At 72.4% G+C, this 23,739-nt stretch carries 27 protein-coding genes; 17 read left to right on the top strand and 10 right to left on the bottom strand.

All coding sequences use genetic code 11. The features are described 5' to 3' along the window. Positions 1 to 6: 6 nt before the first annotated feature. The gene (locus tag ACQPY4_RS23255; protein ID WP_433323949.1) at positions 7 to 750 is read right to left on the bottom strand and encodes an MBL fold metallo-hydrolase; all 744 of its coding nucleotides are present in this window, start codon (positions 748 to 750) and stop codon (positions 7 to 9) included. Between the two features lie 230 nt (positions 751 to 980). Here ACQPY4_RS23255 and ACQPY4_RS23250 point away from each other — a divergent pair, with 230 nt between their 5' ends. Both ACQPY4_RS23250 and ACQPY4_RS23245 read left to right on the top strand, forming a co-directional pair. Continuing rightward, on the top strand, positions 981 to 1,790 hold the full coding sequence (locus ACQPY4_RS23250; protein ID WP_433323947.1) for a peptidylprolyl isomerase: 810 nt from the start codon (positions 981 to 983) through the stop codon (positions 1,788 to 1,790). 67 nt (positions 1,791 to 1,857) lie between these two features. Next, the gene (locus tag ACQPY4_RS23245) at positions 1,858 to 3,096 is read left to right on the top strand and encodes a DUF349 domain-containing protein (protein ID WP_433323945.1); all 1,239 of its coding nucleotides are present in this window, start codon (positions 1,858 to 1,860) and stop codon (positions 3,094 to 3,096) included. Between the two features lie 106 nt (positions 3,097 to 3,202). Here ACQPY4_RS23245 and ACQPY4_RS23240 read toward each other — a convergent pair whose 3' ends face one another. The 4 genes from ACQPY4_RS23240 to ACQPY4_RS23225 all read right to left on the bottom strand — a co-directional run bounded on the left by ACQPY4_RS23240 (position 3,203) and on the right by ACQPY4_RS23225 (position 5,535). Then, positions 3,203 to 3,775, bottom strand: a complete 573-nt coding sequence (locus ACQPY4_RS23240; protein WP_433323943.1) for a TIGR03086 family metal-binding protein — start codon at positions 3,773 to 3,775, stop codon at positions 3,203 to 3,205. Positions 3,776 to 3,840: 65 nt separating this feature from the next. Continuing rightward, positions 3,841 to 4,464 (bottom strand): DUF305 domain-containing protein, encoded by a 624-nt coding sequence (locus ACQPY4_RS23235; RefSeq protein WP_433323941.1) that lies wholly within the window; start codon positions 4,462 to 4,464, stop codon positions 3,841 to 3,843. Beyond that, a complete protein-coding gene (locus ACQPY4_RS23230; RefSeq protein ID WP_433323939.1) occupies positions 4,461 to 5,063 on the bottom strand; it encodes a DUF3105 domain-containing protein in 603 nt (200 codons plus the stop codon). The genes ACQPY4_RS23235 and ACQPY4_RS23230 overlap by 4 nt, the downstream gene beginning before the upstream one ends. Before the next feature lie 70 nt (positions 5,064 to 5,133). Beyond that, entirely contained in the window at positions 5,134 to 5,535 is a 402-nt protein-coding gene (locus tag ACQPY4_RS23225; RefSeq protein WP_433323937.1) for a hypothetical protein, read from the bottom strand. 138 nt (positions 5,536 to 5,673) lie between these two features. Between ACQPY4_RS23225 and ACQPY4_RS23220 the strand changes: the two genes are divergently transcribed. The 8 genes from ACQPY4_RS23220 to ACQPY4_RS23185 all read left to right on the top strand — a co-directional run bounded on the left by ACQPY4_RS23220 (position 5,674) and on the right by ACQPY4_RS23185 (position 14,000). Beyond that, positions 5,674 to 6,426 carry a phosphatase PAP2 family protein gene (locus ACQPY4_RS23220; protein ID WP_433323935.1) on the top strand — a complete coding sequence of 251 codons (753 nt, stop codon included), beginning with the start codon at positions 5,674 to 5,676 and terminating at the stop codon, positions 6,424 to 6,426. A 2-nt stretch (positions 6,427 to 6,428) separates the two neighbouring features. After that, positions 6,429 to 7,796 carry a replication-associated recombination protein A gene (locus ACQPY4_RS23215; protein WP_433338986.1) on the top strand — a complete coding sequence of 456 codons (1,368 nt, stop codon included), beginning with the start codon at positions 6,429 to 6,431 and terminating at the stop codon, positions 7,794 to 7,796. A gap of 333 nt (positions 7,797 to 8,129) precedes the next feature. After that, on the top strand, positions 8,130 to 8,522 hold the full coding sequence (locus tag ACQPY4_RS23210) for a DUF948 domain-containing protein (protein ID WP_433323933.1): 393 nt from the start codon (positions 8,130 to 8,132) through the stop codon (positions 8,520 to 8,522). Continuing rightward, the gene (locus ACQPY4_RS23205) at positions 8,519 to 8,833 is read left to right on the top strand and encodes a hypothetical protein (protein ID WP_433323931.1); all 315 of its coding nucleotides are present in this window, start codon (positions 8,519 to 8,521) and stop codon (positions 8,831 to 8,833) included. The genes ACQPY4_RS23210 and ACQPY4_RS23205 overlap by 4 nt, the downstream gene beginning before the upstream one ends. Positions 8,834 to 8,835: 2 nt before the next feature. Continuing rightward, entirely contained in the window at positions 8,836 to 11,505 is a 2,670-nt protein-coding gene (alaS, locus tag ACQPY4_RS23200; RefSeq protein ID WP_433323929.1) for an alanine--tRNA ligase, read from the top strand. 31 nt (positions 11,506 to 11,536) lie between these two features. Beyond that, positions 11,537 to 11,995: a Holliday junction resolvase RuvX gene (gene ruvX, locus ACQPY4_RS23195; protein ID WP_433323927.1), complete on the top strand. Its 459-nt coding sequence runs from the start codon at positions 11,537 to 11,539 to the stop codon at positions 11,993 to 11,995. Further along, the gene (gene mltG / locus ACQPY4_RS23190) at positions 11,992 to 13,158 is read left to right on the top strand and encodes an endolytic transglycosylase MltG (RefSeq protein ID WP_433323925.1); all 1,167 of its coding nucleotides are present in this window, start codon (positions 11,992 to 11,994) and stop codon (positions 13,156 to 13,158) included. Before ruvX ends, mltG begins: the two co-directional genes overlap by 4 nt. Beyond that, positions 13,158 to 14,000 carry a shikimate dehydrogenase gene (locus tag ACQPY4_RS23185; RefSeq protein ID WP_433338984.1) on the top strand — a complete coding sequence of 281 codons (843 nt, stop codon included), beginning with the start codon at positions 13,158 to 13,160 and terminating at the stop codon, positions 13,998 to 14,000. The genes mltG and ACQPY4_RS23185 overlap by 1 nt, the downstream gene beginning before the upstream one ends. A 6-nt stretch (positions 14,001 to 14,006) precedes the next feature. On the opposite strand, the gene ACQPY4_RS23180 is transcribed toward ACQPY4_RS23185, so the two are convergent. After that, positions 14,007 to 15,344, bottom strand: coding sequence for a prenyltransferase/squalene oxidase repeat-containing protein (locus ACQPY4_RS23180; RefSeq protein WP_433323923.1), 1,338 nt, complete (start codon positions 15,342 to 15,344; stop codon positions 14,007 to 14,009). A 173-nt stretch (positions 15,345 to 15,517) separates the two neighbouring features. Here ACQPY4_RS23180 and ACQPY4_RS23175 point away from each other — a divergent pair, with 173 nt between their 5' ends. After that, a complete protein-coding gene (locus ACQPY4_RS23175; protein ID WP_433323921.1) occupies positions 15,518 to 16,216 on the top strand; it encodes an HIT family protein in 699 nt (232 codons plus the stop codon). On the opposite strand, the gene ACQPY4_RS23170 is transcribed toward ACQPY4_RS23175, so the two are convergent. The 4 genes from ACQPY4_RS23170 to ACQPY4_RS23155 all read right to left on the bottom strand — a co-directional run bounded on the left by ACQPY4_RS23170 (position 16,183) and on the right by ACQPY4_RS23155 (position 19,025). Then, the gene (locus ACQPY4_RS23170) at positions 16,183 to 17,145 is read right to left on the bottom strand and encodes a PfkB family carbohydrate kinase (protein ID WP_433323919.1); all 963 of its coding nucleotides are present in this window, start codon (positions 17,143 to 17,145) and stop codon (positions 16,183 to 16,185) included. The two genes, ACQPY4_RS23175 and ACQPY4_RS23170, sit on opposite strands and share 34 nt — an antisense overlap. Before the next feature lie 10 nt (positions 17,146 to 17,155). Then, a complete protein-coding gene (locus ACQPY4_RS23165) occupies positions 17,156 to 17,662 on the bottom strand; it encodes an NUDIX domain-containing protein (protein WP_433323917.1) in 507 nt (168 codons plus the stop codon). 107 nt (positions 17,663 to 17,769) lie between these two features. Then, positions 17,770 to 18,666, bottom strand: a complete 897-nt coding sequence (locus ACQPY4_RS23160) for a hypothetical protein (RefSeq protein WP_433323915.1) — start codon at positions 18,664 to 18,666, stop codon at positions 17,770 to 17,772. Next, positions 18,663 to 19,025: a PadR family transcriptional regulator gene (locus ACQPY4_RS23155; protein ID WP_433323913.1), complete on the bottom strand. Its 363-nt coding sequence runs from the start codon at positions 19,023 to 19,025 to the stop codon at positions 18,663 to 18,665. Before ACQPY4_RS23155 ends, ACQPY4_RS23160 begins: the two co-directional genes overlap by 4 nt. A gap of 124 nt (positions 19,026 to 19,149) precedes the next feature. Between ACQPY4_RS23155 and ACQPY4_RS23150 the strand changes: the two genes are divergently transcribed. The 6 genes from ACQPY4_RS23150 to ACQPY4_RS23125 all read left to right on the top strand — a co-directional run bounded on the left by ACQPY4_RS23150 (position 19,150) and on the right by ACQPY4_RS23125 (position 23,712). Further along, positions 19,150 to 20,295: a CASTOR/POLLUX-related putative ion channel gene (locus tag ACQPY4_RS23150; RefSeq protein ID WP_433323911.1), complete on the top strand. Its 1,146-nt coding sequence runs from the start codon at positions 19,150 to 19,152 to the stop codon at positions 20,293 to 20,295. Positions 20,296 to 20,494: 199 nt separating this feature from the next. Further along, positions 20,495 to 21,160: a translation initiation factor IF-3 gene (gene infC / locus ACQPY4_RS23145; protein WP_433323909.1), complete on the top strand. Its 666-nt coding sequence runs from the start codon at positions 20,495 to 20,497 to the stop codon at positions 21,158 to 21,160. 178 nt (positions 21,161 to 21,338) lie between these two features. After that, complete coding sequence (rpmI, locus tag ACQPY4_RS23140) at positions 21,339 to 21,533, top strand: 50S ribosomal protein L35 (RefSeq protein ID WP_433323907.1); 195 nt, start codon at positions 21,339 to 21,341, stop codon at positions 21,531 to 21,533. Positions 21,534 to 21,606: 73 nt separating this feature from the next. Further along, complete coding sequence (rplT, locus tag ACQPY4_RS23135) at positions 21,607 to 21,984, top strand: 50S ribosomal protein L20 (protein WP_433323905.1); 378 nt, start codon at positions 21,607 to 21,609, stop codon at positions 21,982 to 21,984. A gap of 33 nt (positions 21,985 to 22,017) precedes the next feature. Continuing rightward, positions 22,018 to 22,830 (top strand): TrmH family RNA methyltransferase, encoded by an 813-nt coding sequence (locus ACQPY4_RS23130; protein WP_433323903.1) that lies wholly within the window; start codon positions 22,018 to 22,020, stop codon positions 22,828 to 22,830. Between the two features lie 399 nt (positions 22,831 to 23,229). Beyond that, positions 23,230 to 23,712 (top strand): STAS domain-containing protein, encoded by a 483-nt coding sequence (locus ACQPY4_RS23125; protein ID WP_433323901.1) that lies wholly within the window; start codon positions 23,230 to 23,232, stop codon positions 23,710 to 23,712. Positions 23,713 to 23,739: the final 27 nt, after the last annotated feature.

The raw sequence follows: 23,739 nt of genomic DNA, 5'->3' as shown, positions 1-23,739 counted from the left end.
TTTAGGTCAGAATCCCTTGTTGGGACCGTCGGCGGGCACCTGGGCGCCGTCACTCAGGGGGGACGACCCCCCTGAACCCCCCGGCAAAAGCCCCGAGAGGAACGGATTGGTGGCGCGCTCGCGGCCGATGGTGGACTGCGGTCCGTGACCGGGCAGGACGGCGGTCTCGTCGGGCAGGCTCAGGCAGACCCGCGACAGGCTGGCCAGCATGTCGTCGTAGGAGCCGCCGGGCAGGTCGGTGCGCCCGATCGACCCGGCGAACAGCAGGTCGCCGGAGAACATCACGTCGGGGATCTCCCCGGCGGCGGGCGTGCGGAACGCCACCGACCCCGGCGTGTGGCCGGGCGCGTGGTCGACGGTGACCCGGAGGCCCGCCAGTTCGAGGACGGCCCCGTCCGCGAGCTCGCGGACGTCGTCGGGCTCGGTGAGCTGGAGCCCGCCCAGGAACTGCTGCTGGGCGGCCAGCGACAGGCCCTTGCCCGGGTCGGTGAGCAGATCGCGGTCGTCCGGATGGACGAAGGCCGGGATGTCCTTTGCCCCGCATACGGGGGCGACCGACCAGACGTGGTCGATATGGCCGTGCGTGAGGAGTGCGGCGACCGGCTTGAGGCGGTGCTCGCGCAGGATCTCGTCGATGCCCGCCTCGGCGCCCTCGCCCGGGTCGATGATCACGCACTCTTCACCCGCGGCGGGCGCCACGACATAGCAGTTCGCGGCGAACGATCCCGCGGGGAACCCGGCGACGAGCACGGTCGTCCTTCCATCAAGGCCAAAAGTCGTCCCTCGCGCCGTCAGAAGGGGGCGGCCCCGGGGCGCGCGGTCCTTCGAAGGGTACCGGCGCGGCCCTGGCCACCGCGAACGAGATCCGCGGATCGCCGTGTCGCGGGCGCGAAAAGCGGTGCGCCTGGGGGGCGCAATGGGACCCCGGTACCGCTACTATGCGCTCCACGTTCACCTGATCACAGCGGAAGGGCAGGCACGTGGCGGGGAAGGACCGCAAGAAGCAGCTCGCGCGGCAGCGCTACGAGCGCCAGCAGCAGGCCAGGGAGGCCGCTGCGGCCAAGGCGCGCCGGATGAAGATCGTGGGCACCGTGGTCGCGGTCGTGATCATCCTGGGTGCCGGCGCCGGAATCGCCGCGTTCGTGGGCAAGGACGACGACTCCAAGGCGTCCCCCAAGCCGACGGAGTCCACGCCCCCGCCCACCGATGGCGCGCCCAAGCAGGACCTCTCCTTCCAGAAGGTGAGCGTCACCGGCGACGAGGGCGGGACGGCCAAGTGCACCTACCCCGACTCCAAGGACAAGGGCGCGCCCAAGGGACTGGGCAAGCCGCCCGCGACCGCCTCCCGTAAGGGCAAGGTCAACGCGTCGATCACGACGAACCTGGGCGAGATCAAGCTGGAACTCGACGCCGACAAGGCGCCCTGCACCACCAACTCCTTCGCTTTCCTCGCGGAGAAGAAGTACTACGAGAAGACCAAGTGCCATCGGCTGACCGCCGCCGACCCGGCCGCCGGCAGCGGGCTGTCGGTGCTGCAATGCGGCGACCCGACGGGTTCCGCCGAGGGCGGCCCCGGGTACCGTTTCGCCAACGAGAACACCAAGGGCGCCAAGTACACCCGCGGGACGCTCGCGATGGCGCACAGCGCCCAGCCCGACAGCAATGGCAGCCAGTTCTTCATTGTGTACAAGGACTCCGAGCTTCCGCCGGAATATACGATCTTCGGAAAGATCACGGCGGGCATGGACGTCGTCGACAAGGTCGCGGGCGGCGGGATCGCAGCCAAATAGCGGGCCGTACGGTTATGGTTTGGAAGGTCCGGTCCTGAGGTAAAAGGCCGGGCCATGATGGGAGGCAATGGTGTCCAGCGCCACCGATCCCTACGGTCGTGTCGACGAGGACGGAACCGTCTACGTGAAGACGTCGGACGGCGAGCGGGTCGTGGGCTCCTGGCAGGCCGGCGCGCCCGAAGAGGCCCTGGCCTACTTCAAGCGCAAGTACGACGCGCTCGTGACCGAGATCGGCCTGCTCGAGCAGCGGATCCGCACCACCGACCTCCAGCCCGCGCAGGCGCAGCAGAGCGTCGAGCGGCTGCGCGAGTCGGTCACCGACGCCCACGCGGTCGGCGATCTCGACTCGCTGGTCAGGCGGCTGGACGCCCTGACCGAGAAGGTCGGGCAGCGCCGCGAGGAGGTCAAGGCGCAGCGCGAGCACGCCCGGCACGAGGCGCGCGAGATCAAGGAACGCATCGTCGCCGAGGCCGAGCGGATCGCGGCCGAGGAGACCCACTGGAAGAACGGCGGCGAGCGCCTGCGCAAGCTGGTGGAGGAGTGGAAGGCCGCCGACCGCATCGACCGGCCCACCGAGACCGCCCTGTGGAAGCGCCTGTCCTCGGCCCGCAACGCGTTCACCAAGCGCCGCAAGGTCTACTTCGCGACCCTGGACGACCAGCGCGAGGAGGCCAGGCGCGAGAAGGAGCGGCTGGTCGCCGAGGCCGAGTCGATGAGCGGCTCGACCGACTGGGGCGACACCGCCGCCGCCTACCGCGACCTGATGCGCCGCTGGAAGCTGGCCGGACGCGCCGCCCGCGACGCCGAAGAGGAGCTGTGGGCCCGGTTCAAGGGCGCCCAGGACGTCTTCTTCCAGGCGCGCAGCGCCGCCTTCGCCGAGCGCGACGCCGAGTTCCAGGTGCACGCGGAGGAGAAGGAGAAGATCCTCGCCGACGCCGAGCGGCTGCTGCCGGTCAAGGACGTCCGCCAGGCCCGCCAGACGCTGCGCACGATCCAGGAGCGCTGGGAGGCCGCGGGCATGGTCCCGCGCGACCAGCGTGACCGGCTCGAGGGTCGCCTCCGCAAGATCGAGGAGGCCGTCCGCAGCGCCGAGGAGTCGGAGTGGCGGCGCACCAACCCCGAGGCCCGCGCCCGGGCCGAGGCGACGGTGGCGCAGTTGCGCAACTCCATCGAGCAGCTGAACAAGCGGCTGGAGAAGGCCAGGACCGCCGGCCGCGAGAAGGACGTCAAGGACGCCGAGGAGGCCCTCACCGCGCGCCACGCCTGGCTCGAAGAGGCCGAGCGCACCCTCGCCGAGTTCTCCTGACCCGGGCCGTGTCCGGTGGGTCCTCGATCGGCCGCGCGACGCCCGGGCACGCCCTAGGGCGTGCCTCGAAGTCAGCTGCCCTGCTGCGCGACGCCCAGGCACGCACCTAGCCGTGGTCCGGGTCGCGGCCTAGGAAGGCCAGGAGGCGGGTCTGCTCGTCCGCCCTGGGCGGTGCGGGCAGTGCGGGGCCCAGGCGGCCCGCGCGGCGCAGGGGGCCCGCGACCACGTGGGCGGTGGCGAAGGCGTGGTGCACCAGGTCCGGGTCGAGACGCACCCGCTGCCCGGCCGCCCGGCCCAGGTCCCAGGCGTGCACGAGCGGCTCCAGGATGTAGCCGCCGAGATAGTCGCCCAGCGGCAGCTCGCCCAGCCCGGCGAAGGGGATCGGGCGGCGCAGCGCCTCCGGCGTCAGGGCGGCCTCGCAGTCCTTGCGCGCGCTGCGCCACGCCAGCAGGGCGTCCCCGACGCAGTGGCGGCCGGGCTCCTGGTCGGTCTCCGGTGCCGTGCCCCCGGTGGCCAGCGCACGGATCATGTGCTGACCGGCGATCACATGGCCCGCGACGTCCCGAGCGGTCCAGCCCTCGCAGGGCGAGGCGGCGTCCCACCCGTCCCGGGGGACGCCGCCGACCACGCCCTCGAAGAGGTCCAGAGCCCGGTGGTAGCCGCTGAGTTTCTGAGCCATGGTGGTCAGTGACCCGCGATCGGACCGCCCTGTCAAGCACAATGCCGAGGTTCGCCTCGGACGTCTCACGCGGCCCTGGCGCCCCTCTCCCCGAGCATCCGGTTCATCAGGTCGATCTCCGAGCGCTGGCCGTCGACCATGGTCCGCGCCAGCGCCCTGACCCTCGGCTCGCCGGTGCGGGCCAGGACGGCCTCGGCCATCGTGACCCCCGCCCGGTGGTGCCGGGTCATGAGCGTCAGGAAGCGGACCTCGGCGGGACGTCCCGAGGCGCGTTCGAGCTCCTTGAGCTCCTCGGGAGAGGCCATCCCGGGCATCGTCGTCGTCGCGGTGGCGGCGCCGTGGCCGCCGTGGCCCTTCATCCAGCGCATCGGCCCGGCCGGGTCGGTCTTGGGCAGCCGCCAGGCGTCCAGCCACGCCGTCATCATGCCGATCTGCGCCGACTGGGTGTTGATGATGTCGTAGGCCAGCAGCCGGACGGGCGCGTCGCGGGTGCGGTCGCGCACGACGAACGACATCCGCACCGCCTGGGCGTGGTGGGTGCTCATGTCCCGGGCGAACCCGGCCTCGGGCCCGTCGGCGGCGGGCGGGCCCGAGCTCAGCGCCGACCGTCCGGCCAGCACGGCGGCCGAGGCCAGGACCAGCACCGCGAGGACGGCGGTCGCCCGCCGTCCCCGCGACGCCTGGCTCACGCGGTGTCCTTGGCCCCGCCGCAGGCCGCGCCGGGCTCGGGCGTGCCGGGGCCCTTGACGTTGGCCCGCAGGAACGCGTCGACCCGCGCGTCGCCCGCGTCCTGGAGCTTGAGCTGCTTGCCCCACGCGGTGAGGACGACCGGCGCGTCCTGGCCGGGGTTCGGGCTGATCATCGTGTAGTCGGTGGCCTTCACCTTGGCGGTGAGCCGGTTCAGGCCGTCCCCGGCCAGGCCGGGCCGGTAGGTGATCCACACCGCCCCGTGCTCCAGCGAGTGGACGGCGTTCTCGTTGCGCAGCGGGCGGTCGTAGACCCGGGCGTCGCAGTTCTGCCACATCGGGTCGTGGTCGCCGCCCATCGGCGGGTTGGTCTCGTATTTGACCGGGCCGGTGGTGTGGTCGCGTCCCAGCCCCGGCTTCTCGATCACCCCGCTGATCGCGGCGGTGCCGTCGGCGGACGACGGGCGGCTCTGCGCGAACGCGAAGGAGATCGCGCCGACGGCGATCACGCCGACGACGGTGAAGAAGGCGATGCTTCCCCACGGGATCTCGCGCTTGGTCAGGACGTTGCGCTGCGCGCGGTTTCTGGCGCTTTTGGACATGGGGGTACCCCTCTGGGTGCTCTGTACGGGCATGGCTGATGGCGCGGAGAGGGCCGTTACGGCCGGTCCGTCACAGCCGGAGCACCTGGAGAGCGGCGAGGGATACGGGAGAGGGAGGCGTGGGCGTGGGGCCGCGCGGTGAGCGTCCGGCCCGGGGAAGGCGGAGGGCGCCCGCCAGGCGCGGCCGGGCGGCCAGGGCCAGCGTCAGCATGGTCAGTAGGACGGCCAGGCTGAGGCATGCCTCGGCGGGGCTCAGCGGCGGGGCGTCCACTGGGGTGGACGCGGCGATCGGGTCACCGTCGGCGTGGCCCGCCGGAAGATGGTGCACGGGGACGCTCAGCGAGTGGGCGGTGCAGACGCGAAGCGGCTGGGCATGGCCCAGGCCGTAGCTGAAGACGATCCCGGCCACGACGAAGAGCGCCACGAGCAGCCCTGCGAACCCGTGGCGGCGGCGCGCGGTCGTCCCGCCCAACCTCACACTCCTCCCTACGGCGGATACCAACGCCGTCGAGGCGCGGAGGGTTCCCGGATCCGATCATCAGTTCGGGGGAGGCGGAAAACCCTCCCCCCGGACCACGGCCCCGGCGCGGTTGTGGCCCAGGATGAACCCATGCGTCCAACCACGGCACCGCGGGGGTTGCCGCGGCCGGACCGGCGGCTGGTGGCGGCCGCCGCGGCACAGGTCGTCCTGATGGCGGTCCTGCTCGGCCTCTACGGCTATGGCCGCCACCTGGCCGACGGGAGGCCGGGGGAGGCGTTCGAGCACGCCCGCGAGCTGTGGGACCTGGAGCGGTCCCTGCGGCTCCCCGACGAGGCGGTCTTCCAGCGCGAGGCCCTGCGGTGGGACGGCTGGGCGCGCGCGGCCAACGAGTACTACGTCCGGGTGCACTTCCCCGCGACCGTCCTGTTCATGGCGTGGATCTGGATCTGGCGGCGGCACGCCTGGCCCCGGGTGCGCGCGGCGGTGCTCCTGTCGGCGGCGGTCTCCCTGGTCGTGCACTTCCTCTATCCGCTGGCCCCGCCCCGGATGCTCCCCGGGCACGGCTTCGTCGACCTGATGAACACCTACGGGCCCAGCGCCTACGCCACCGAGCCCGGCGAGGGCATGACCAACCAGTTCGCCGCCATGCCGTCCCTGCACGTCGGGTGGGCCCTCCTGGTCGCCTGGGGCGTGATCAGGTACGGCCGGGGGAGATGGCGGTACCTGGCGGTCCTGCACCCGGTGGCCACGATGCTGGTCGTCGTCCTGACCGCCAACCACTACTGGCTGGACGGCATCGCCGGCTCGGCCATCGTGATCGGCTGCCTGGCGGTCGCCGTCCGGCTGGAAGCGTCACAGGCCCGAGATAGTGTCGAAGAGTGACCATGGAGGGCCTCTTCGACGACCCGCGCGGCGGCGACGCCGCGCCGCCGCCCCCGGGCTCGCTCGACCCGTCGAGCCAGCCCCTGGCCGTGCGGATGCGCCCGCGCTCCCTCGACGAGGTCGTCGGGCAGGGCCACCTGCTGGGCCCCGGCACCCCCATCCGCCAGCTGGTCGACCGCGACGTCCCGATGTCGCTGGTGCTGTGGGGCCCGCCCGGCACCGGCAAGACCACGCTGGCCACCGTCGTCAGCCACGCCACCAGCCGCCGCTTCGTCGAGGTCTCGGCGGTCAGCGACGGCGTCAAGCGCGTCCGCGCCGAGATCGACCTGGCCCGCCGCGAGCTCGGCATGACCGGCCGCCAGACCGTCCTGTTCGTCGACGAGGTGCATCGCTTCAACAAGGCCCAGCAGGACGCCCTGCTCCCCGCCGTCGAGAACCGCTGGGTCTCGTTCATCGGCGCCACCACCGAGAACCCGTTCTTCTCGGTGATCAGCCCGCTGCTCTCCCGTTCCCTGCTGCTCACCCTCGAGCCGCTGGGCGAGGACGAGCTGCGCGAGGTCATCCGCCGCGCGATCGCCGACGAGCGGGGTCTCGGCGGCCGGGTCGAGCTCGACACCGCCGCCGAAGATCACCTGATCAGGCTCGCGGGCGGCGACGCCCGGCGCTCGCTCACCTACCTTGAGGCCGCCGCCCTGGTCGTCGGCGACGGCGAGCCGATCGACGTCGACGTCCTGGAGAAGGCCGTCGACCGGGCCGCCGTCCGCTACGACCGCGAGGGCGACCAGCACTACGACGTCATCAGCGCGTTCATCAAGAGCATCCGGGGCAGCGACGTCGACGCCGCCCTGCACTACCTGGCCCGCATGCTCGAAGCGGGCGAGGACGCCCGCTTCATCGCCCGGCGGCTGATCGTCCACGCCAGCGAGGACATCGGCATGGCCGACCCCACCGCGCTCCAGACCGCCACGGCCGCCGCCCAGGCCGTCGAGTTCGTCGGCCTCCCCGAGGCCCGCATCAACCTCGCCCAGGCCGTGATCCACCTGTCCCTGGCCCCCAAGTCCAACGCCGTCATCGTGGCCGTCAACGAGGCCGTCAGCGACGTCACCAAGGGCCTGGTCGGCCCCGTCCCCGGCCACCTGCGCGACGCCCACTACAAGGGCGCCGCCAAGGTCGGCCACGGCAAGGGCTACAAGTACGCCCACAACCACCCCGGCGGCGTCGTGAGCCAGCAGTACGCGCCCGACAACGTCCACGGCCGCGAGTACTACCGCCCCACCAAACACGGCGCCGAGAGCCGCTTCTCCGAAGTCCTGTCCCGCCTCCGCTCCGTCCTCCGCGGCACCCCGACCCCTCCCGCCGACCCACCCTGACCCACCCCCGCCAACGCGGTCGCCACCGCCCCACCCCACACCAACCGAGCACCAGGACCCCACCACGGCGATCACGCGACATCACGCCGTTCGCGGGGCGGGGTGGGTGCGGGTTGGGATTTCATGAACACGGCGTCCCGCATAAGGCGGCCTCGGGCGGATAGCCTTCGAGGGAGACCGCGGGCGCGTGGGCGCGTCCGATGGAGGGCGCAGGCCCCGCCGCGGCGGGCCGCGTTTCGTCCGAAAACCTCGCGCGGTGAGGACCGGTACCCACGGTAAGGTCTTTCGGGACCGGCTCCGGCCCGAGCCTAAACACAGTGAACGGAAACCCTGATGCTTACTGGTGGACAGCTAGCAGGCCTCATCGTGGCCGTGTTCTGGGCAGTGCTCGTAGCATTCCTCGCGCTGACGCTGCTCAAACTCGCCCGCCTTCTCGGCGAGGCCAGCAAGGTGGTCTCCGACATCGGCGACCAGGCGGGCCCGCTGCTGGAGGACATGACCCAGACGGTGCAGCGCGCCAACGAGCAGCTCGGGCGCACCGACGTGATCACCAAGCAGGTGGCCGGGGTCACCCAGAACGTCTCGGCGGTCACGACCGTGATGACCTCCGTGGTGGGCGGCCCGCTGGTGAAGGCCGCCGCCTTCTCCTACGGCGTGCGCAAGGCCCTGGGCAACCGCGAGGACGCCTCGCCCGCGCGGGCCGAGCTTCCGAAGGGGCGGCGATGAGGCGGCTCTTCTGGCTGTCGGTCGGTGCCGGGGCCGGCGTCTACGCCACGCACCGGGTCAAGCGGCGGGTCGAGCGGTTCGCCCGCACCTGGTCGCCCGAGGGCGTCGCCGCGCGAGCGGTGACGGCGGGCCACGGCGCCGGTGCGCGGCTGAGGCATTTCGCGCACGACGTGCGTACCGAGATGGAAGCCCGTGAAGTGGAGCTGCGGGAAGCCATCGAGATCGACCAAGCTCCACCCGAGCCCAGCGAGGTCCGGCGCCGCCGGGTCCTCAAGGCCCGGATCATCGACGACGACAAGGATGGCCACTGATCATGGAGTCGGCAGAGGTCGCGCGCCGTTTCCTCAACTTCTTCCACGAGCGCGGGCACACCGTGGTGCCCTCGGCCAGCCTGATCGCCGAGGACCCCACGCTGCTGCTCGTGCCCGCGGGAATGGTGCCCTTCAAGCCGTACTTCCTCGGCCAGCGCACCCCGCCATCGCCGCGGATGACCAGCGCCCAGAAGTGCGTCCGCACGCCCGACATCGAAGAGGTCGGCAAGACCACCAGGCACGCCACCTTCTTCCAGATGCTCGGCAACTTCTCCATCGGTGACTACTTCAAGGAGGGGGCCATCCCCCTGGCCTGGGAGCTGCTCACCAGGTCCGAGGCCGACGGCGGCTTCGGGTTCCCGGAGGAGAAGCTGTGGGCCACCGTCTACACCGATGACGACGAGGCCCAGGACATCTGGCACAAGCAGGTCGGCGTCCCGCTCGACCGCATCCAGCGCCGCGGGCTTGAGGACAACTACTGGCACATGGGCGTGCCGGGTCCGGGCGGGCCGTGCTCGGAGATCTACTACGACCGGGGCCCGGAGTACGGGCGCGAGGGCGGCCCGATCGCCGACGAGGACCGGTACCTGGAGGTCTGGAACCTGGTCTTCATGCAGTCGCAGCTGAGCGAGGTCCGGTCGAAGGTCGACTTCGACGTGCGGGGCGACCTGCCGTCCAAGAACATCGACACCGGCATGGGCTTGGAGCGCATGGCGGCGATCCTGCAGGGCGTCGACAACATCTACGAGACCGACACCCTCTGGAAGATCCTCGACCGCGCGGCCGAGCTGACCGGCACCAAGTACGGGCGCGACCACCGCTCGGACGTCTCGCTGCGCGTCATCGCCGACCACGTGCGCAGCGGCATGATGATGGTCGCCGACGGCATCCGTCCCGGCAACGAGGGCCGGGGCTACGTGCTGCGCCGCATCCTGCGCCGCTCCATCCGCAACCTGCGGCTGCTGGGCGGCGAGGAGGCCGGGCTCATGCACGAGCTGACCTCCGTCGCGATCTCCACGATGGGCGAGCAGTACGACGACCTGGTCCGCACCGCCGCCAACATCCACACGGTGATCGACGCGGAGGAGGAGTCCTTCCTGTCGACGCTCCGCACCGGCACCGCGATCTTCGACGCGGCGGTGGAGGAGACCAGGCGCTCCGGCCGTCCCCTGCTGGGCGGCGAGCAGGCGTTCAAGCTGCACGACACCTACGGCTTCCCGATCGACCTGACGCTGGAGATGGCGGGCGAGCAGGGGCTCCGGGTCGACGAGGACGGCTTCCGCCGCCTCATGTCCGAGCAGCGCGACCGCGCCAAGCAGGACGCCCGCGACAAGAAGACCGGCAACCTGGACGTCTCGGTCCTGGACGAGCTGCTCACCCGCTCCGGCGGCAAGGTCGACTTCATCGGCTACAACGACGTGCTGGGCGAGGCGCGGCTGGCGGGCCTGCTGGTCAACGGCGCCAACGTCCAGGCGGCGGGAGAGGGCACCGAGGTCGAGGTCGTCCTCGACCGCACCCCGTTCTACGCCGAGGGCGGCGGCCAGCTCGCCGACCACGGCGTCATCCGGCTCGGCAACGGCGCGGTCGTCGAGATCGACGACGTGCAGAGCCCGCTGGCGGGCCTGGTCGTGCATCGCGGCCGGGTGCGCAGCGGCGAGGCGCAGGTCGGCGACACCGCCCACGCCGAGATCGACGTGGAGCGGCGCCGGGCGATCTCGCGCTCGCACACCGCGACCCACATGGTCCACGCCGGGTTCCGCCGCGCGCTCGGCGAGTCCGCCGCGCAGGCGGGCTCGGAGAACTCGCCCGGCCGGTTCCGGTTCGACTTCACCGCCTCGGGCGCGGTCCCGCCCAGCGTGCTGCGCGACGTCGAGGACGAGGTCAACGAGGTCCTGGTCAACGACCTGGACGTGCGCGCCTTCCACACCTCGATCGACCAGGCCCGCGCGATGGGCGCGCTGGCCCTGTTCGGCGAGAAGTACGGCGACGAGGTCCGGGTCGTCGAGGTCGGCGACTACTCCCGCGAGCTGTGCGGCGGCACCCATGTCGCGCGCTCCGGCCAGCTCGGGCTGATCAAGGTGTTGGGCGAGTCGTCCATCGGCGCGGGCGTGCGCCGCGTCGAGGCCCTGGTCGGCATCGACGCCTTCCGCTTCCTGGCCAGGGAGAGCGTGCTGGTCGCGCAGCTGGCCGAGCAGATGAAGACGCGCAAGGAGGAGCTCCCCGAGCGGATCTCCGGCGTGGTCGCCCGCCTGCGCGAGGCCGAGAAGGACCTGGAGAAGCTCCGCTCGCAGCAGGTGCTGGCGATCGCGGGCGCGCTGGCCGACGGCGCGGCCGACGTCAACGGCGTCGCTTACGTGGGGCACCGCGCCCCCGACGGCACCGGCGCCGACGACCTGCGCAAGCTGGCGGTCGACGTGCGGGGCCGCCTCACCGCGCGTCCCGCCGTCGTCATGGTCGCGGGGGTCCCCAAGGACCGTCCGGTCGTCGTCATCGCCGTCACCGAGGGCGCGCGCGAGCGCGGCCTCAAGGCGGGCGGGCTGGTCGGCCTGGCCGCCAAGACGCTCGGCGGCGGAGGCGGCGGCAAGGACGACCTCGCCCAGGGCGGAGGTGCCGACGCCGCAGCGATCGGCGAGGCCCTCACCGCCGTCGAACGAGCAGTAGGGGCCGCGTGAGCACGGCCCGCGTGACGAGGGAGCCCGCGCGATGAGGCCCGGGGTTCGGCTCGGGATCGACGTGGGCGCGGTGCGCATCGGCGTCGCCCGCAGCGATCCCGGCGGGATCCTGGCCTCCCCTCTGGAGACGGTGAAGGCCGGGCGGGGCGACTACGACCGCATCGTCGCCCTGGCCGCCGAGCACGAGGCCGTCGAGGTCGTCGTCGGGCTGCCGACGTCGCTGTCGGGACGCGAGGGGGCCGCCGCGCAGGCGGCCCGCAGGTTCGCCGCGGCGTTGGCCGAGCGGCTTCCCGAAGGCACGGTTCGCCTGCAGGACGAGCGGCTGACGACGGTGACGGCGGAGAACGGGCTGCGCGCCGGCGGAGTCCACGGTCAGGCCCGGCGCAAGGTCGTGGATCAGGCCGCCGCGGCGGTCCTGCTCCAGGCGGCGCTGGACGGCGAACGGTTGACGGGACGCCCCTCAGGCGAGATCGTCCGGGGGAGCTCATGAGCGATCTGGATCTTTTCTCCGACCCGCACGGGGAGGGCCGCCCCCATCCCCGGCAGCACCCGCCCGGCCGCGGCCCGCAGCGACAGGCGCGCAAGCGGCAGCAGCGGCGGCGCGCGAACGGGCGTGCCGCCGGGCTGTTCGCGATGGCGTTCGTCGTCGCCGTCTTCGGCACCGGCGGGCTGTTCGGCTACGTATGGCTCGACAAGCGGATGAACCCGCCCGACTACAAGGGCGAAGGCTCGGGCAAGGTCACGGTGCAGGTGAAGGAGGGCGCGAGCGGCTCGGCCATCGCCTCCACCCTTCAGGAGCACGACGTGGTCAAGAGCGTCCGCGCGTTCATGAAGGTCTACAGCAAGGAGCCCAAGGCGACGAGCCTCCAGCCGGGCTTCTACCAGATGCGCAAGCAGATGTCGTCGAAGTCGGCGATGGCCCTGCTGCTCGACCCCAAGTCGCGCTCGGGCAACCAGCTCACCGTCACCGAGGGCAAGCGGGCCGACGAGGTGTTCCAGGAGCTGTCCAAGCGCACCGGCATCTCGGTGAAGAAGTTCCAGGCCGTGGCGGCCGACACCAAGGGGCTCGGCCTTCCCGACTACGCGCGGGGGCAGCTTGAGGGCTATCTGGCGCCGGGCCGGTACGACATCAACCCCAACTCCAGCCCCCGGCAGATCATCAAGCAGATGGTCGACCGGTTCAACCAGATGGCGACCCAGGTCGACCTGGTCGGCGAGGCCGAGCGGGTCAACCTCGACCCCGCCACTGTGATCACGTTCGCCTCGGTGATCCAGGCCGAGGGCGGCAAGCCTGAGGACTTCCCCAAGATCTCCCGGGTGTTCCTCAACCGGATCAAGATCAAGATGCCGCTGCAGTCCGACGCGACCGTCCTGTACGCGCTGAAGAAGCGCACGCTGGACGTCCGCCACCGCGACCTCCAGGTCAAGTCGCCGTACAACACCTACAAGGTGCAGGGCCTGCCGCCGGGCCCGATCGGCAACATGGGGCCCGAGACGATCCAGGCCGTGCTCAAGCCCGCCAAGGGCACCTGGCTGTACTTCGTGGCGACCGACCCGCACAAGCAGCTCACCGAATTCGCCACCACGTCGGCCGAGTTCGAGCGGCTGGTCGCCAAGTTCCGCGCGTGGCAAAAAGCGAACCCGGGGAACTGATGGGGCGCAGGGCCGCGGTCCTCGGCAAGCCGGTGTCGCACTCGCTGTCCCCGGTGCTGCACCGGGCGGCGTACGCGGCGATGGGCCTGACCGACTGGACCTACGACGCGTTCGAGTGCGACGAGACCGGCCTGTGGGGCCATCTCGAAGGCATGGACGAGGAGTGGGCGGGTCTCTCGCTGACGATGCCGCTCAAGCGCACCGCGCTGAAGCTGGTCGACACCGTGTCGGAGCTGGCGGTCGACGTCGGCGGGGCGAACACCATCGTGCTGCGCGAGGGGCGCCGCCACGGCGACAACACCGACGTCTACGGCATCGTGACGGCGCTGGCCGAGGCGGGCCTGGGCGAGCCGGAGTCCGCGCTGGTGCTGGGCGGCGGCGCCACCGCCGCCTCGGCGCTGGCGGCGCTGTCGCGGCTCGGGCTGACCAGCGCGGGCCTGGCGGTCAGGACCCCCGAGCGCGCCGCGGCCACCGCGGCGGTGGGGGAGCGGTTCGGCCTGGACGTGCGGGTCGGCTCGCTCGACCTGCTGCCGGGCCGGCTGGCGGAGAAGCTGGTCATCTCCACGCTGCCCGGACGCGCGGGCGACGCCTACGCCGAGGTGGTGGCGGCCTCCGGCGCCGACCTGTTCGACGTCGTCTACGCGCCCTGGCCGACCGCGCTCGCGCTGGCCGTCCAGGACGCGGGCGGCCGGGTGGTCGGCGGCTTCGAGATGCTGCTGCACCAGGCGGTGCGCCAGGTCGCCCTGATGACGGGACGCGACGACGTGCCGGTCGAGGCCATGCGCGCCGCCGGGGCGGCCGAGCTGGCCCGCCGGGCCGCCGAGGCCCAGATCATCCCCTGAGCGCCCTCAGCGGACGCCCGGGGGATCGGCGGGACGGCGGCGCCGCACGGCCTCCGTCCAGGTCGTCAGCACGATCGGCAGGATGACGCTGAGCCAGAACTCGCGCCAGGTCCACACCTTGCCCAGGACGCCGCCGAGGCTGGCGGCGGCGACCAGCCCGAGCACCAGCACCGTCCAGTGCCGTCTGAACTGGCCCGCGACATCGAAACGGGGACGGCGGGGCAGCAGCTCGGGAAGGTCGAGGTCTCTGGCGTGCGCGCGCTGCACGAGCATCGCGTCCGGGAGCAGGTACATGACGTCCTTGGGCTGGGTCACCAGCAGGTTCCTGATCGCCAGGATCGCCTCGACGCGCCACCACAGCGTCCAGAGCGACGTGCGCCCGCTTCCCGGGTAGCCGTTCAGCACCGGCCCGGTGACCTCGCCGCGCACGAGCGTGCGGACGGCGCGGGCGACGAGCGGGCCGGGGGCGCCGCGCGGGTCGTGCAGCAGCGCCTCCAGCGCGATGGGCAGCCCGTAGTGCCACAGCGCCAGCCGCCACACCGGCTTGGAGCCGGTGCCGTGCGGCGAGACGTCGTAGGTCTCGATCCAGGTGTGCTCGTCGTCGGGATCCAGGTTCTCGCGCAGCCAGTCGTAGGCGGCCAGCAGCCGCTCGTCGCGCTGCCCGGGCCGCGCCTCGGCCAGCGTGACCAGGGCGAACGCGGTGTGCGTCACGGTCGGTCCGGCGCTGGAGGTCGGCCCCCACGCCGGACGGTGCCCCGTCCGGTCGGCCATCAGCCACTCCACGCCGCGCTCGACGGCCGGATGGTAGGGGTTGAGCTGACTCAGAGCGCGCACGGCCAGGCACGTCAGCCAGACCCGCGACGGGCAGTCGCGCAGCGAGCCCCAGCCGCCGTCGGGGTTCTGGTTGCGCACCAGCCACTCGTAGGCGCGGCGGACGTCGGGCGCGTCGTCGCGCAGGTGGCAGCGTCCGCGCGCGAGGAACCGCGCGATCCACGCCGTGGCCTCCACGACCGGCATGCCGAGGCTGGTCTGCGTGGCCCAGCCGCCGTCGCGCAGCGGATCGCCGGAGGACGTCTGCCGCGCGGTCAGGAAGGCCAGCGCCTGGTCGAAGTACTCGAACTGCCGTCCGGCCTCGGCGAAGGCCAGCAGGCCGAGCGCGGTCGCGGTCGGACCGGGCTCGGACCTGGTCAGGTCGTGGTACCAGCCGCCGCCGGTGCTCGGGCCGGTGGTGTAGGTCTCGTGCAGGACGTCGAACGACTCGCTCAGCCGCGCTTCGAGCACGGCGGTGTCGATGGTGGGGGTCACGGGGGCGCGGGGCGCCGGGGTGTTGGGGCGATGGTTCACTCTTTTCCCGCCTTCTAACACCTATGTGCCCGTTCAGTCATGTTCTTTACCCCCTGTGTTCCGGGGCTCTATCCACCGCCGTACAGATCGGCGCGGCTGTGCGGGCACCCCCCAGGTAAGGGTTCCCTCCCGGCGGGTGACCGGGAGGTCCGCCGTCCCCGTGGGAGGTGCCGATGTCGGAGCAGATGGTGCGAGAGGACGTGATGCCGGACTGCGTGCTGTGTCCGCCATTGCGGTTCCGGTTCAACGCGATGGCGGGCCTGCCGGGGGAGCCGACGGTGCTGGCGGCCGACGGCGACTTCTTCCTCATGCCGGACCTCGCGCCGCTCGTCGAGGGGCACGTGCTGCTGGTGACCGCGCGGCACAGCCAGTGCGCGGGGGCGTTCGACGGCCGCCTGTGGCGGCGCGCGTGGGCCTGGCGCGACCGGGTCGCGCGGATGTACCGCGCGGCTTACGGGAGCCCCGACCTGATCATGCTGGAGCACGGGCCCGGGACGTCCCAGGGCGGCGGCGCGTGCATCGACCACGCCCACTGGCACCTGCTGCCCATCACCGCCGGTGTGCGCGCGGTGCTGGAGGAGCGCGGGCTGCGGGGCGTCCCGGCGACGCTGGACGCCCTGCGCGCGCGCATACGGGACGGCCGCTCCTACCTCCTCGTCGAAGAGGAGGGCGTCCCCATGGTGTATCCCGGGGACGGCGTGCCGAGCCAGTTCCTCCGCTGGGCCGTGTCCGTCGCGCTGGGGCATGAGCCCGGCGTCCCGTGGCGGTGGCAGGAGACGTTCGGCCTGCCCGGCAGCCGCGCCCGGTTCATGCGCACGCTGCTGGCCCTGCGCCAGGGTCAGGCCGACGGCCGGGTCGACAGCCACCAGTAGAGCTCGCCGCAGGCCAGCCGGTCGCCGAACCCGGTGCGCTCGACTCCGGGCTCGTAGCCGGTCGGGTACTCCAGCAGGAACCGCTCGCGCAGGTGCGCGACCACGTGCTCCAGCGACGTCCCGCCGTACCGCAGCAGCCACAGCGGACGCGCCGACACCACCCGGTCGAGCGTGGGCAGCAGCTCGCGCACCCCGGCCGTGTCGTCCGGCGCGGGACGGTCCAGGAGGCGGGCCAGTGTCGGGGCCTCGGAGATGACCACGTCGGCCAGCTCCAGGATCGGCAGCACCTCGGCCGCGGTCAGCCGCTGGTCGACGTCGTGCGGGACGAGGTCGAAGGCGACCAGCGTCCCGTTCTCGCGCGCCATCGAGATCGCCGCCCGCACCGCGGCGCGCGAGACCGGCGACAGCAGCGCGTACCCGTCGGCGAACAGGACGTCGGCCCGCCGGATCTCGCGCGCCGCGCGGCGCACGTCGGGCTCGCCCAGCCGCCGGTCCGGCGCGTGCTCCTCGGCGACCAGCAGGCGCACGCCCGCGGGGCCGTCCTCGTCTCCCCGGTCGCGCAGCATGACCGTGATGCCGTTGGCGGCGCCCGGCTCGACGCCGAGCAGGTCGCGCACGCCCATCCGGCGCAGCTCCCGGCGGACCACCGGGGTGAAGTCGTCGTCGCCGATCCTGCCCAGGACCGCGACCCGGCGGAAGTAGCCGGTCGCGCGCCGCGCCAGGTTGACCGCCGTCCCGGCGACCAGGGCCCGCGCCGGGGCGTAGGTGAGGCGATCGGAGGTCAGCTCGGTGAACCGGACGCCCGGCAGCGGCGCGCGCACCTCGATCCGGACGTCGCCCATCACCACCAGGCGGAAGCGCCGCCGCTCGGCGCCGTCCAGACCGGGCCACAGCACCGGCGGGCGGACCGGCGCTCTGGCGGTGCTCATGGCGCGCGGCTCACCCCGCCGTCGGGTGCATGCGCAGGAAGGCCCGCATGACCGGGCGCAGGCTCGGGATGAGGTCGAAGGAGGCGGCCCGCTCCAGCGGGACCCACGTCGGATCGGTCAGATGGTCGGTCGGCGTCTGGTACTCCACGCTCAGCTCGCGGGTGACCGGACGGCACAGCCGCGCGGTCGCCACCACCCTGATCTGGTGACCGGCGCCCGCGGCCCGGTCGGGCATGAACCACTGCCACTGGTGGAACGGCGGACCCGGGTCGATCTTGAGGCCGACCTCCTCCCAGACCTCGCGCCGGATGTGGTCGTCCAGGTCGAGGTCGTCGGCCACCTCGAGGCGCCCGCCCGGGACTTCCCAGCGGCCCGGGTGGTGGGGGTCGGACGCGGCCTTGCGCACCAGGAGCAGGCGGCCCGCGTCGAGGATGAACGCCTTCTGCGCGAACTCCAGCCTGATCCGCGGCGAGCGCGGAGGGGTAACGGTCGACGTGCCGGTTCTGAAAACGGGCATCGCGGGGAATCTTTCCGTGCCACCGACCCCGGCGGTCCGTGCTGGAACCACCGTAGCAAGCCCCGCCGCGGCCACCGAGACCCCGGCGGGGACATCACCCTCACCTTTCAGGACGCCGGGACGGCCGTCCCCTTCCGCGTCCGGGCGACGGTCGCGGCGGCGGTCAGGGCGAACACCGCGGTCGGCGCCAGCAGCTGGATCGCCATCGGAACCAGGAAGAATGGGTCCCACAGCAGGAAGGTTCTGGGTGCGAGGAAGGGCTGGGGGAACCCGACGCTGATGAGCCCGGGGACGGCGAGCAGCAGCGCGGCCCTTCGCGCGGTCGGGTGGCCCATGGCGCGCCCGGCCCAGAACGCCGGGATCGAGACGGCGACCGTCGGCTGCAGGGTGAGCAGCACGGGCAGCAGGGCCATCGACAGCCAGAAGCGGAGGAGACGCGGGCGTCCGGCCAGCGCGCGGCCACGGTCGAGGGCGCCGGGGAACGACACCGCGACCGCGCACACCGCGGGCAGGACGACGATCATCGCGGCGGTGAGCACGGGCTGCATGATGAAGTAGGAGTGGGGATAGAACAGCAGGTAGAGCTGCGTGGCGACGGTGAGTGCCAGGGCGGACCAGACGGCGGCGACGGCCTTCTTCCCTCTCCCGAACCAGGCCGCCGCCACGATGACCGAGCCCGCCCCGGCGAGGAGAACACTGTCGGGCCGGTCGTAGGAGGCCAGCGGCGACAGTCCCACCAGGAAGATCGGCAGCCACGCGGCGATCATGGCGGCCGAGAGCACGGCGACCAGGGCGACGGCGTCTCCCCAGCCCCCGCGTGCGCGGCGGAGGTGGAGCCGGACGGCGCCGCGCATCAAGTCGGCGGTCTCGCGGGGCGACGGGCGCTCGCGGCCGGGCCCGGCCGCGGTGAGCAGGACGCCGACCATCTCGTCCTCGTGGTCGCGCCGGTGGTCGGCCGGGTACCAGCGCACGAGCCGCCGATAGCGGTCTTCAAGGCTGCTCAAGGAAGGTCCTCTCGGAGAGTCAGGCGGGGGGAGGCGAAGCCGGGACGGGTGCGGAGGCGGCGCGCGGCGGCGTCGGCGCGGGCGCGGATGCGCTCGACCTCGGTGGCCAGGCGCTCGGCGCCGTGCGCGGTGAGGGTGTAGTAGCGGCGCAGCCGCCCCTCCACGACCTCCTCGCGGTCGGTCGCGATGAGCCCGTCGCCCTGGAGCCGGTCGAGCGCCGCGTAGAGGGTGCCCGCGCGCAGGCGCACGCGGCCGCCGGAGATCTGCTCGACCTCGGTGATGATCCCGTAGCCGTGCCTGGCCTCGTCGGCGAGCGCGGTGAGGATCAGGAAGGTCGGTTCCTGCATCGGCTTGCTCATGAGGTCTTTATATACCGATGATCTATACATTGCCACCGGCGCCCGGAACATTGACCTTCGGGTGGGGCTGCTATTGATCTTGAGGCGCCATGATCGGTACAGGACGTTCTCGGAGGGAGGGCCCATGTGGATTCCCGTGCCGCGCCGCAGGCCCGGCCAGGCGCCCGACGTCGCGCGCCTCCCGGTGGGCGCCGACGAGCTGGCCGGAGGGCTGATCGCGCAGACCTGCCGCGAGCCCGGCCTGCCGGTCGCCTGCCACGACCTGGCCGAGACCGGGGGAGCGCGCCTGCGCGTCCGGGACGAGCCGTCCCTCGAAGGCCGGACCTTCGCCGAGGCCCTGCACGCCTCGCCCACCGCGTCGGTGATCGGCCTGGCTCCCGGAGACGGCGACGCCGTCCTGCGTCCCCGGATGAACACCGTCCTCGGACGCGACGACGCCCTGGTGGCGCTCCTGCCCGACGGCGGCGGCTTCGGGCCCGGCGGCTGGACGGGCGAGATCGTCGAGGAGGCCGTCCAGCCGCTTCCGGCGGGTTCGCGGCGCCCGTCCCGCACCCTCATGCTCGGCTGGAACCTGCGCGCCCCCGCCGTGGTCCGCTGGCTTGACGCGCACGTCGTCCCGGGGTCGCGGCTGGACGTGGTCGCCGGGGCCGAGTCGGACCTGAGCCTGGTCACCGCGGGGCTCGAACGCCTGGACATGCGCTTCTCACTCGGCGACACCAGGGGCCTGACCTCCCTGGAGTCGATGGAACCCGCGACCTACGACGGCGTGATCGTCCTGTGCCACGGCGACCGCGACGGCGAGGGGACCCGCGCCACGCTGCGCCGCCTGCGCCGGATCCGCGCCGAGAGCGGCCGGACGTTCGCCATCGTGGGCGAGGTGCCCGGTGAGGCCGTCCCCGAGCGTCCGGGCGAGCGCGGCGCCGACGACTTCCTCGTCAGCGACGGGCTGCTGGGCGGCCTCCTCGGGCGCCTGGCGGCGAACCCGAACCTGGCCGGGCTCTTCGCGCCCTCGGGAACGGAACTGCACGTCAGGAAGGCCACCGGGTACGTCAGGCCCGGGATCGAGATCGACTTCCACACCGTGATCGAGGCCGCGCGGCGCCGCGGCGACGTCGCCATCGGCTACCGTGTCGGGGCGAGGGAGCCGCTGGCCCCCAACGCCGGGGTCGTGGTCAATCCCGACAAGTCGCAGCCGCTGACGTTCGCGGCGGGCGACGGCCTGATCGTCCTGACCGGCGGGCGCCGGGCGCGGCGTCTGCGCAAGGGCTGAACAGGTGATAGTCTTTAGAGCTGACCGGCCTTGTGCGATCGAGCCATGCGGCTCGCCGCGCCGGGCGCTCAAGCGGAGGCCACCTCCCACCTGACCGGCTCGCAGCCGGTGGGTCTCGGTCCGGCGGACGGGCGTCCTGACGCTCGTGCCGCCGGTGTCCTCGGCGTCGATGACGCCGGGCGACCGAAGGTGGCCCCGCATGCGAGTCGTGCGGGGCTTTTCGCGTGAAAGGCCCGGGGTACGACCGGTCAGAGACTTGAGTAACGGCCCGCCCATAGGAGGTCCCATCAGCGCCGAACCGCGTATCAACGACCGCATTCGCGTGCCCGAGGTCCGGCTCGTCGGCCCGAACGGCGAACAGGTGGGCATCGTGCCCATCGCCAAGGCTCTTGAGCTCGCGCGTGAGTCGGACCTGGACCTGGTCGAGGTCGCGCCCACCGCGCGCCCGCCCGTCGCGAAGCTCATGGACTACGGCAAGTTCAAGTACGAGTCCGCGATGAAGGCGCGTGAGGCGCGGAAGAACCAGGCGCACACGGTCATCAAGGAGATCAAGCTCCGGCCGAAGATCGACCCGCACGACTACGAGACCAAGAAGGGTCACGTGGTGCGGTTCCTCAAGGCCGGCGACAAGGTCAAGGTCACGATCATGTTCCGCGGTCGTGAGCAGTCCCGCCCCGAGCTGGGCTTCCGGCTGCTGCAGCGGCTCGCCGACGACGTCGAGGACCTCGGCTTCGTCGAGTCGCGGCCCAAGCAGGACGGCCGGAATATGATCATGGTGATCGGTCCGCACAAGAAGAAGGCGGAGGCCAAGGCCGAGCGCGCGGCAGCCGCCCGCTCGCAGGAGTCCGGCCCCGACACCGCCTGACGGACCGGGTCGGCGGGGCGGCCGTCACGACCGCCCCGGCCGAAACCCTGCCCCGGCAGGGTTGAGACGCACGTACATTGATGAGCCTGACCAGGCGCGTCCCGCGAACGCGTGTGATGCGTCCGATCAGGCGCGCCCCCCTGCGCGGGGGCACGACGACGAGGGAGACGACGGCGCCATGCCGAAGACCAAGACCCACAGCGGGGCCAAGAAGCGCTTCAAGCTGACCGGCTCCGGCAAGGTGATGCGCCGCCGCGCCAACAAGAACCACCTTCTTGAGCACAAGCCCACCAAGCGCACCCGCCGCCTGGACGGCCCGGCCGTCGTGCACCCCGCCGACGCCAAGAACATCAAGAAGCTGCTGCGCAAGTAAGTAGCCCTCAGACCAGCAGTCCGTACGACCGGCCGAGGCCCGAGGCCCCGGCCCCCACGAAGGAGTTCGAAACGTGGCACGCGTGAAGCGGGCGGTCAATTCCGCCAAGAAGCGTCGGGTCGTCCTGGAGCGGTCGAGCGGCTACCGCGGCCAGAGGTCGCGCCTGTACCGCAAGGCCAAGGAGCAGCAGCTCCACTCCATGACCTACGCGTTCCGTGACCGCAAGGACCGCAAGGGCCAGTTCCGCCGCCTGTGGATCCAGCGGATCAACGCCGCGGCCCGCGCCAACGGCATGACCTACAACCGGTTCATCCAGGGCCTCAAGGCCGCCGAGGTCGAGGTCGACCGTCGCATGCTGGCAGAGCTGGCCGTCAACGACGCCCCCGCCTTCGCCGCCCTGGTGGCCGTGGCCAAGGACGCCCTGCCCGCCGAGGGCAGTGAGGCGGCCTGAGAACGGTCACGGCGGCAGCGGACGGAAGCGCGTATGGCGGGCCTTGAGCTGACCTCGCTCCGATCACCTCGGGTGAAGGCGGCTCGGCGGCTCGCCAAGCGCGCGTTCCGCCGCCGCGAGCGGCTGTTCCTCGCCGAAGGCCCGCAGGCGGTGCGGGAGGCCCTGGAGGTCCCGGGCCGCCTCACCGAGCTGTTCGCCACGGCCGAGGCCGAGTCCCGCCACCCGGAGCTGGTGACCGCCGCCGACCGGGCGGGCGTCCCGGTCCTGCGCGTCAGCGGCGAGGTGATGGCCGACCTGGCGCAGACCGTCACCCCCCAGGGGCTGCTGGCGGTCTGCTCGCTGATCGACGTCCCCCTGGCCGAGGCGCTCGCGCCCGGCACCCGGCTGGTGACGGTCCTGGCGCACGTCCGCGACCCCGGCAACGCCGGGACGGTCCTGCGCACGGCCGACGCGGCCGGGTCCGACGCGGTGGTGTTCACCGACGCCTCGGTCGACCCGTACAACGGCAAGTGCGTCCGGGCCTCGGCGGGCAGCCTGTTCCACCTCCCGGTCGTGACCGGCCCGAGGTTCGACGAGCTGGTCCCCGAGCTGAAGGCGTCCGGCCTGACGGTCCTGGCGGCCGACGGCGCGGGCGAGCGGACCCTCGACCACGCCATCGACGGCGGGCTGCTGGCCCGTCCCACCGCGTGGGTCTTCGGCAACGAGGCATGGGGCCTGCCCGACGAGATCCTCCGGCAGGTCGACGAGGTCGTGCGCGTCCCGATCCACGGCCGCGCCGAGAGCCTGAACCTGGCCACCGCGGCGGCCGTATGTCTCTACGCCTCCGCCCGGGCGTTGTCGATCTAATTCTGGCCCGCTTCGCGATCTCGCCGGGGAGGCTTCGCCTTCGGCTTGCTTCCCGCTCATTAACGCAATCGTGCGGGCCAGGCTCGGCGCGAGGTGGCTTCGGCCGGGAGATGTACGGCCTAGGCCGTGAGATGTATGAGTTTGACTGAAGAGATGGCGGTGGCTCTTCCGGTTTGTTACCGGGGTGGCCGCTAATGGTCGTCGGTGGCGGCCTTTCTTGATTCTTGACCTGGGAAGATGGTGCCTGTCGGAAGCCGTCCGATGGCGTCGGCGCCGGGACGGGCTCGTTCGCAGGTAGGAGCGAGATACCAGCCGGGCGATGGATTCGCGCATCCATGAGGGGTGCCTACCGTGGTGTCAGAAACGGCGATGACGCCGTTCAGAGTTGGGGGCTTTTCGATGATGACCGACGACGACCGGACGTTCCGGAGACCGGGAAGGCGGAGCCTTGAGATCCGCTGCCGGTCCGGCGCGCTCCGGCCCGCCGAGGGAAGGGAGGCCCCCGGCGTGCTCCCCGAGCTGGAGATCACCGTCGGCGCCGCCCACGGCGAGACGGTCGTCGTGACCCTCGCGGGCGAGATCGACCTGCGCTCGGCCGACGCCCTGCGCGACCGGCTGGTCGAGCTGCACGGGTCGGGATTCCGCCGGCTGGTCGTCGACTTCGGCGAGGTCCTGTTCTGCGACGCCAGCGGGCTGGGCGCCCTGGTCGCGGTGCACAACCGCATCTCCGAGCGCGGCGGCGAGATCCGGCTGGCCCGCGTCCGCGCCGCCCAGCGCCGCCTGCTGCGCATCACGCGCCTGCACCGCCTGTTCGCCCTCTACGGCACCGTCGAGGACGCCGTCGCCGAGGAAGACTCCTCGGCGACCTTCCCGCGCGGCTGACGCCGCTGACACGCTCTCCGCGCCGTC

This window comes from Spirillospora sp. CA-294931 (assembly GCF_050946795.1).
Classification (GTDB): domain Bacteria; phylum Actinomycetota; class Actinomycetes; order Streptosporangiales; family Streptosporangiaceae; genus Spirillospora.
This window is presented reverse-complemented; position numbering and strand designations above follow the sequence as displayed.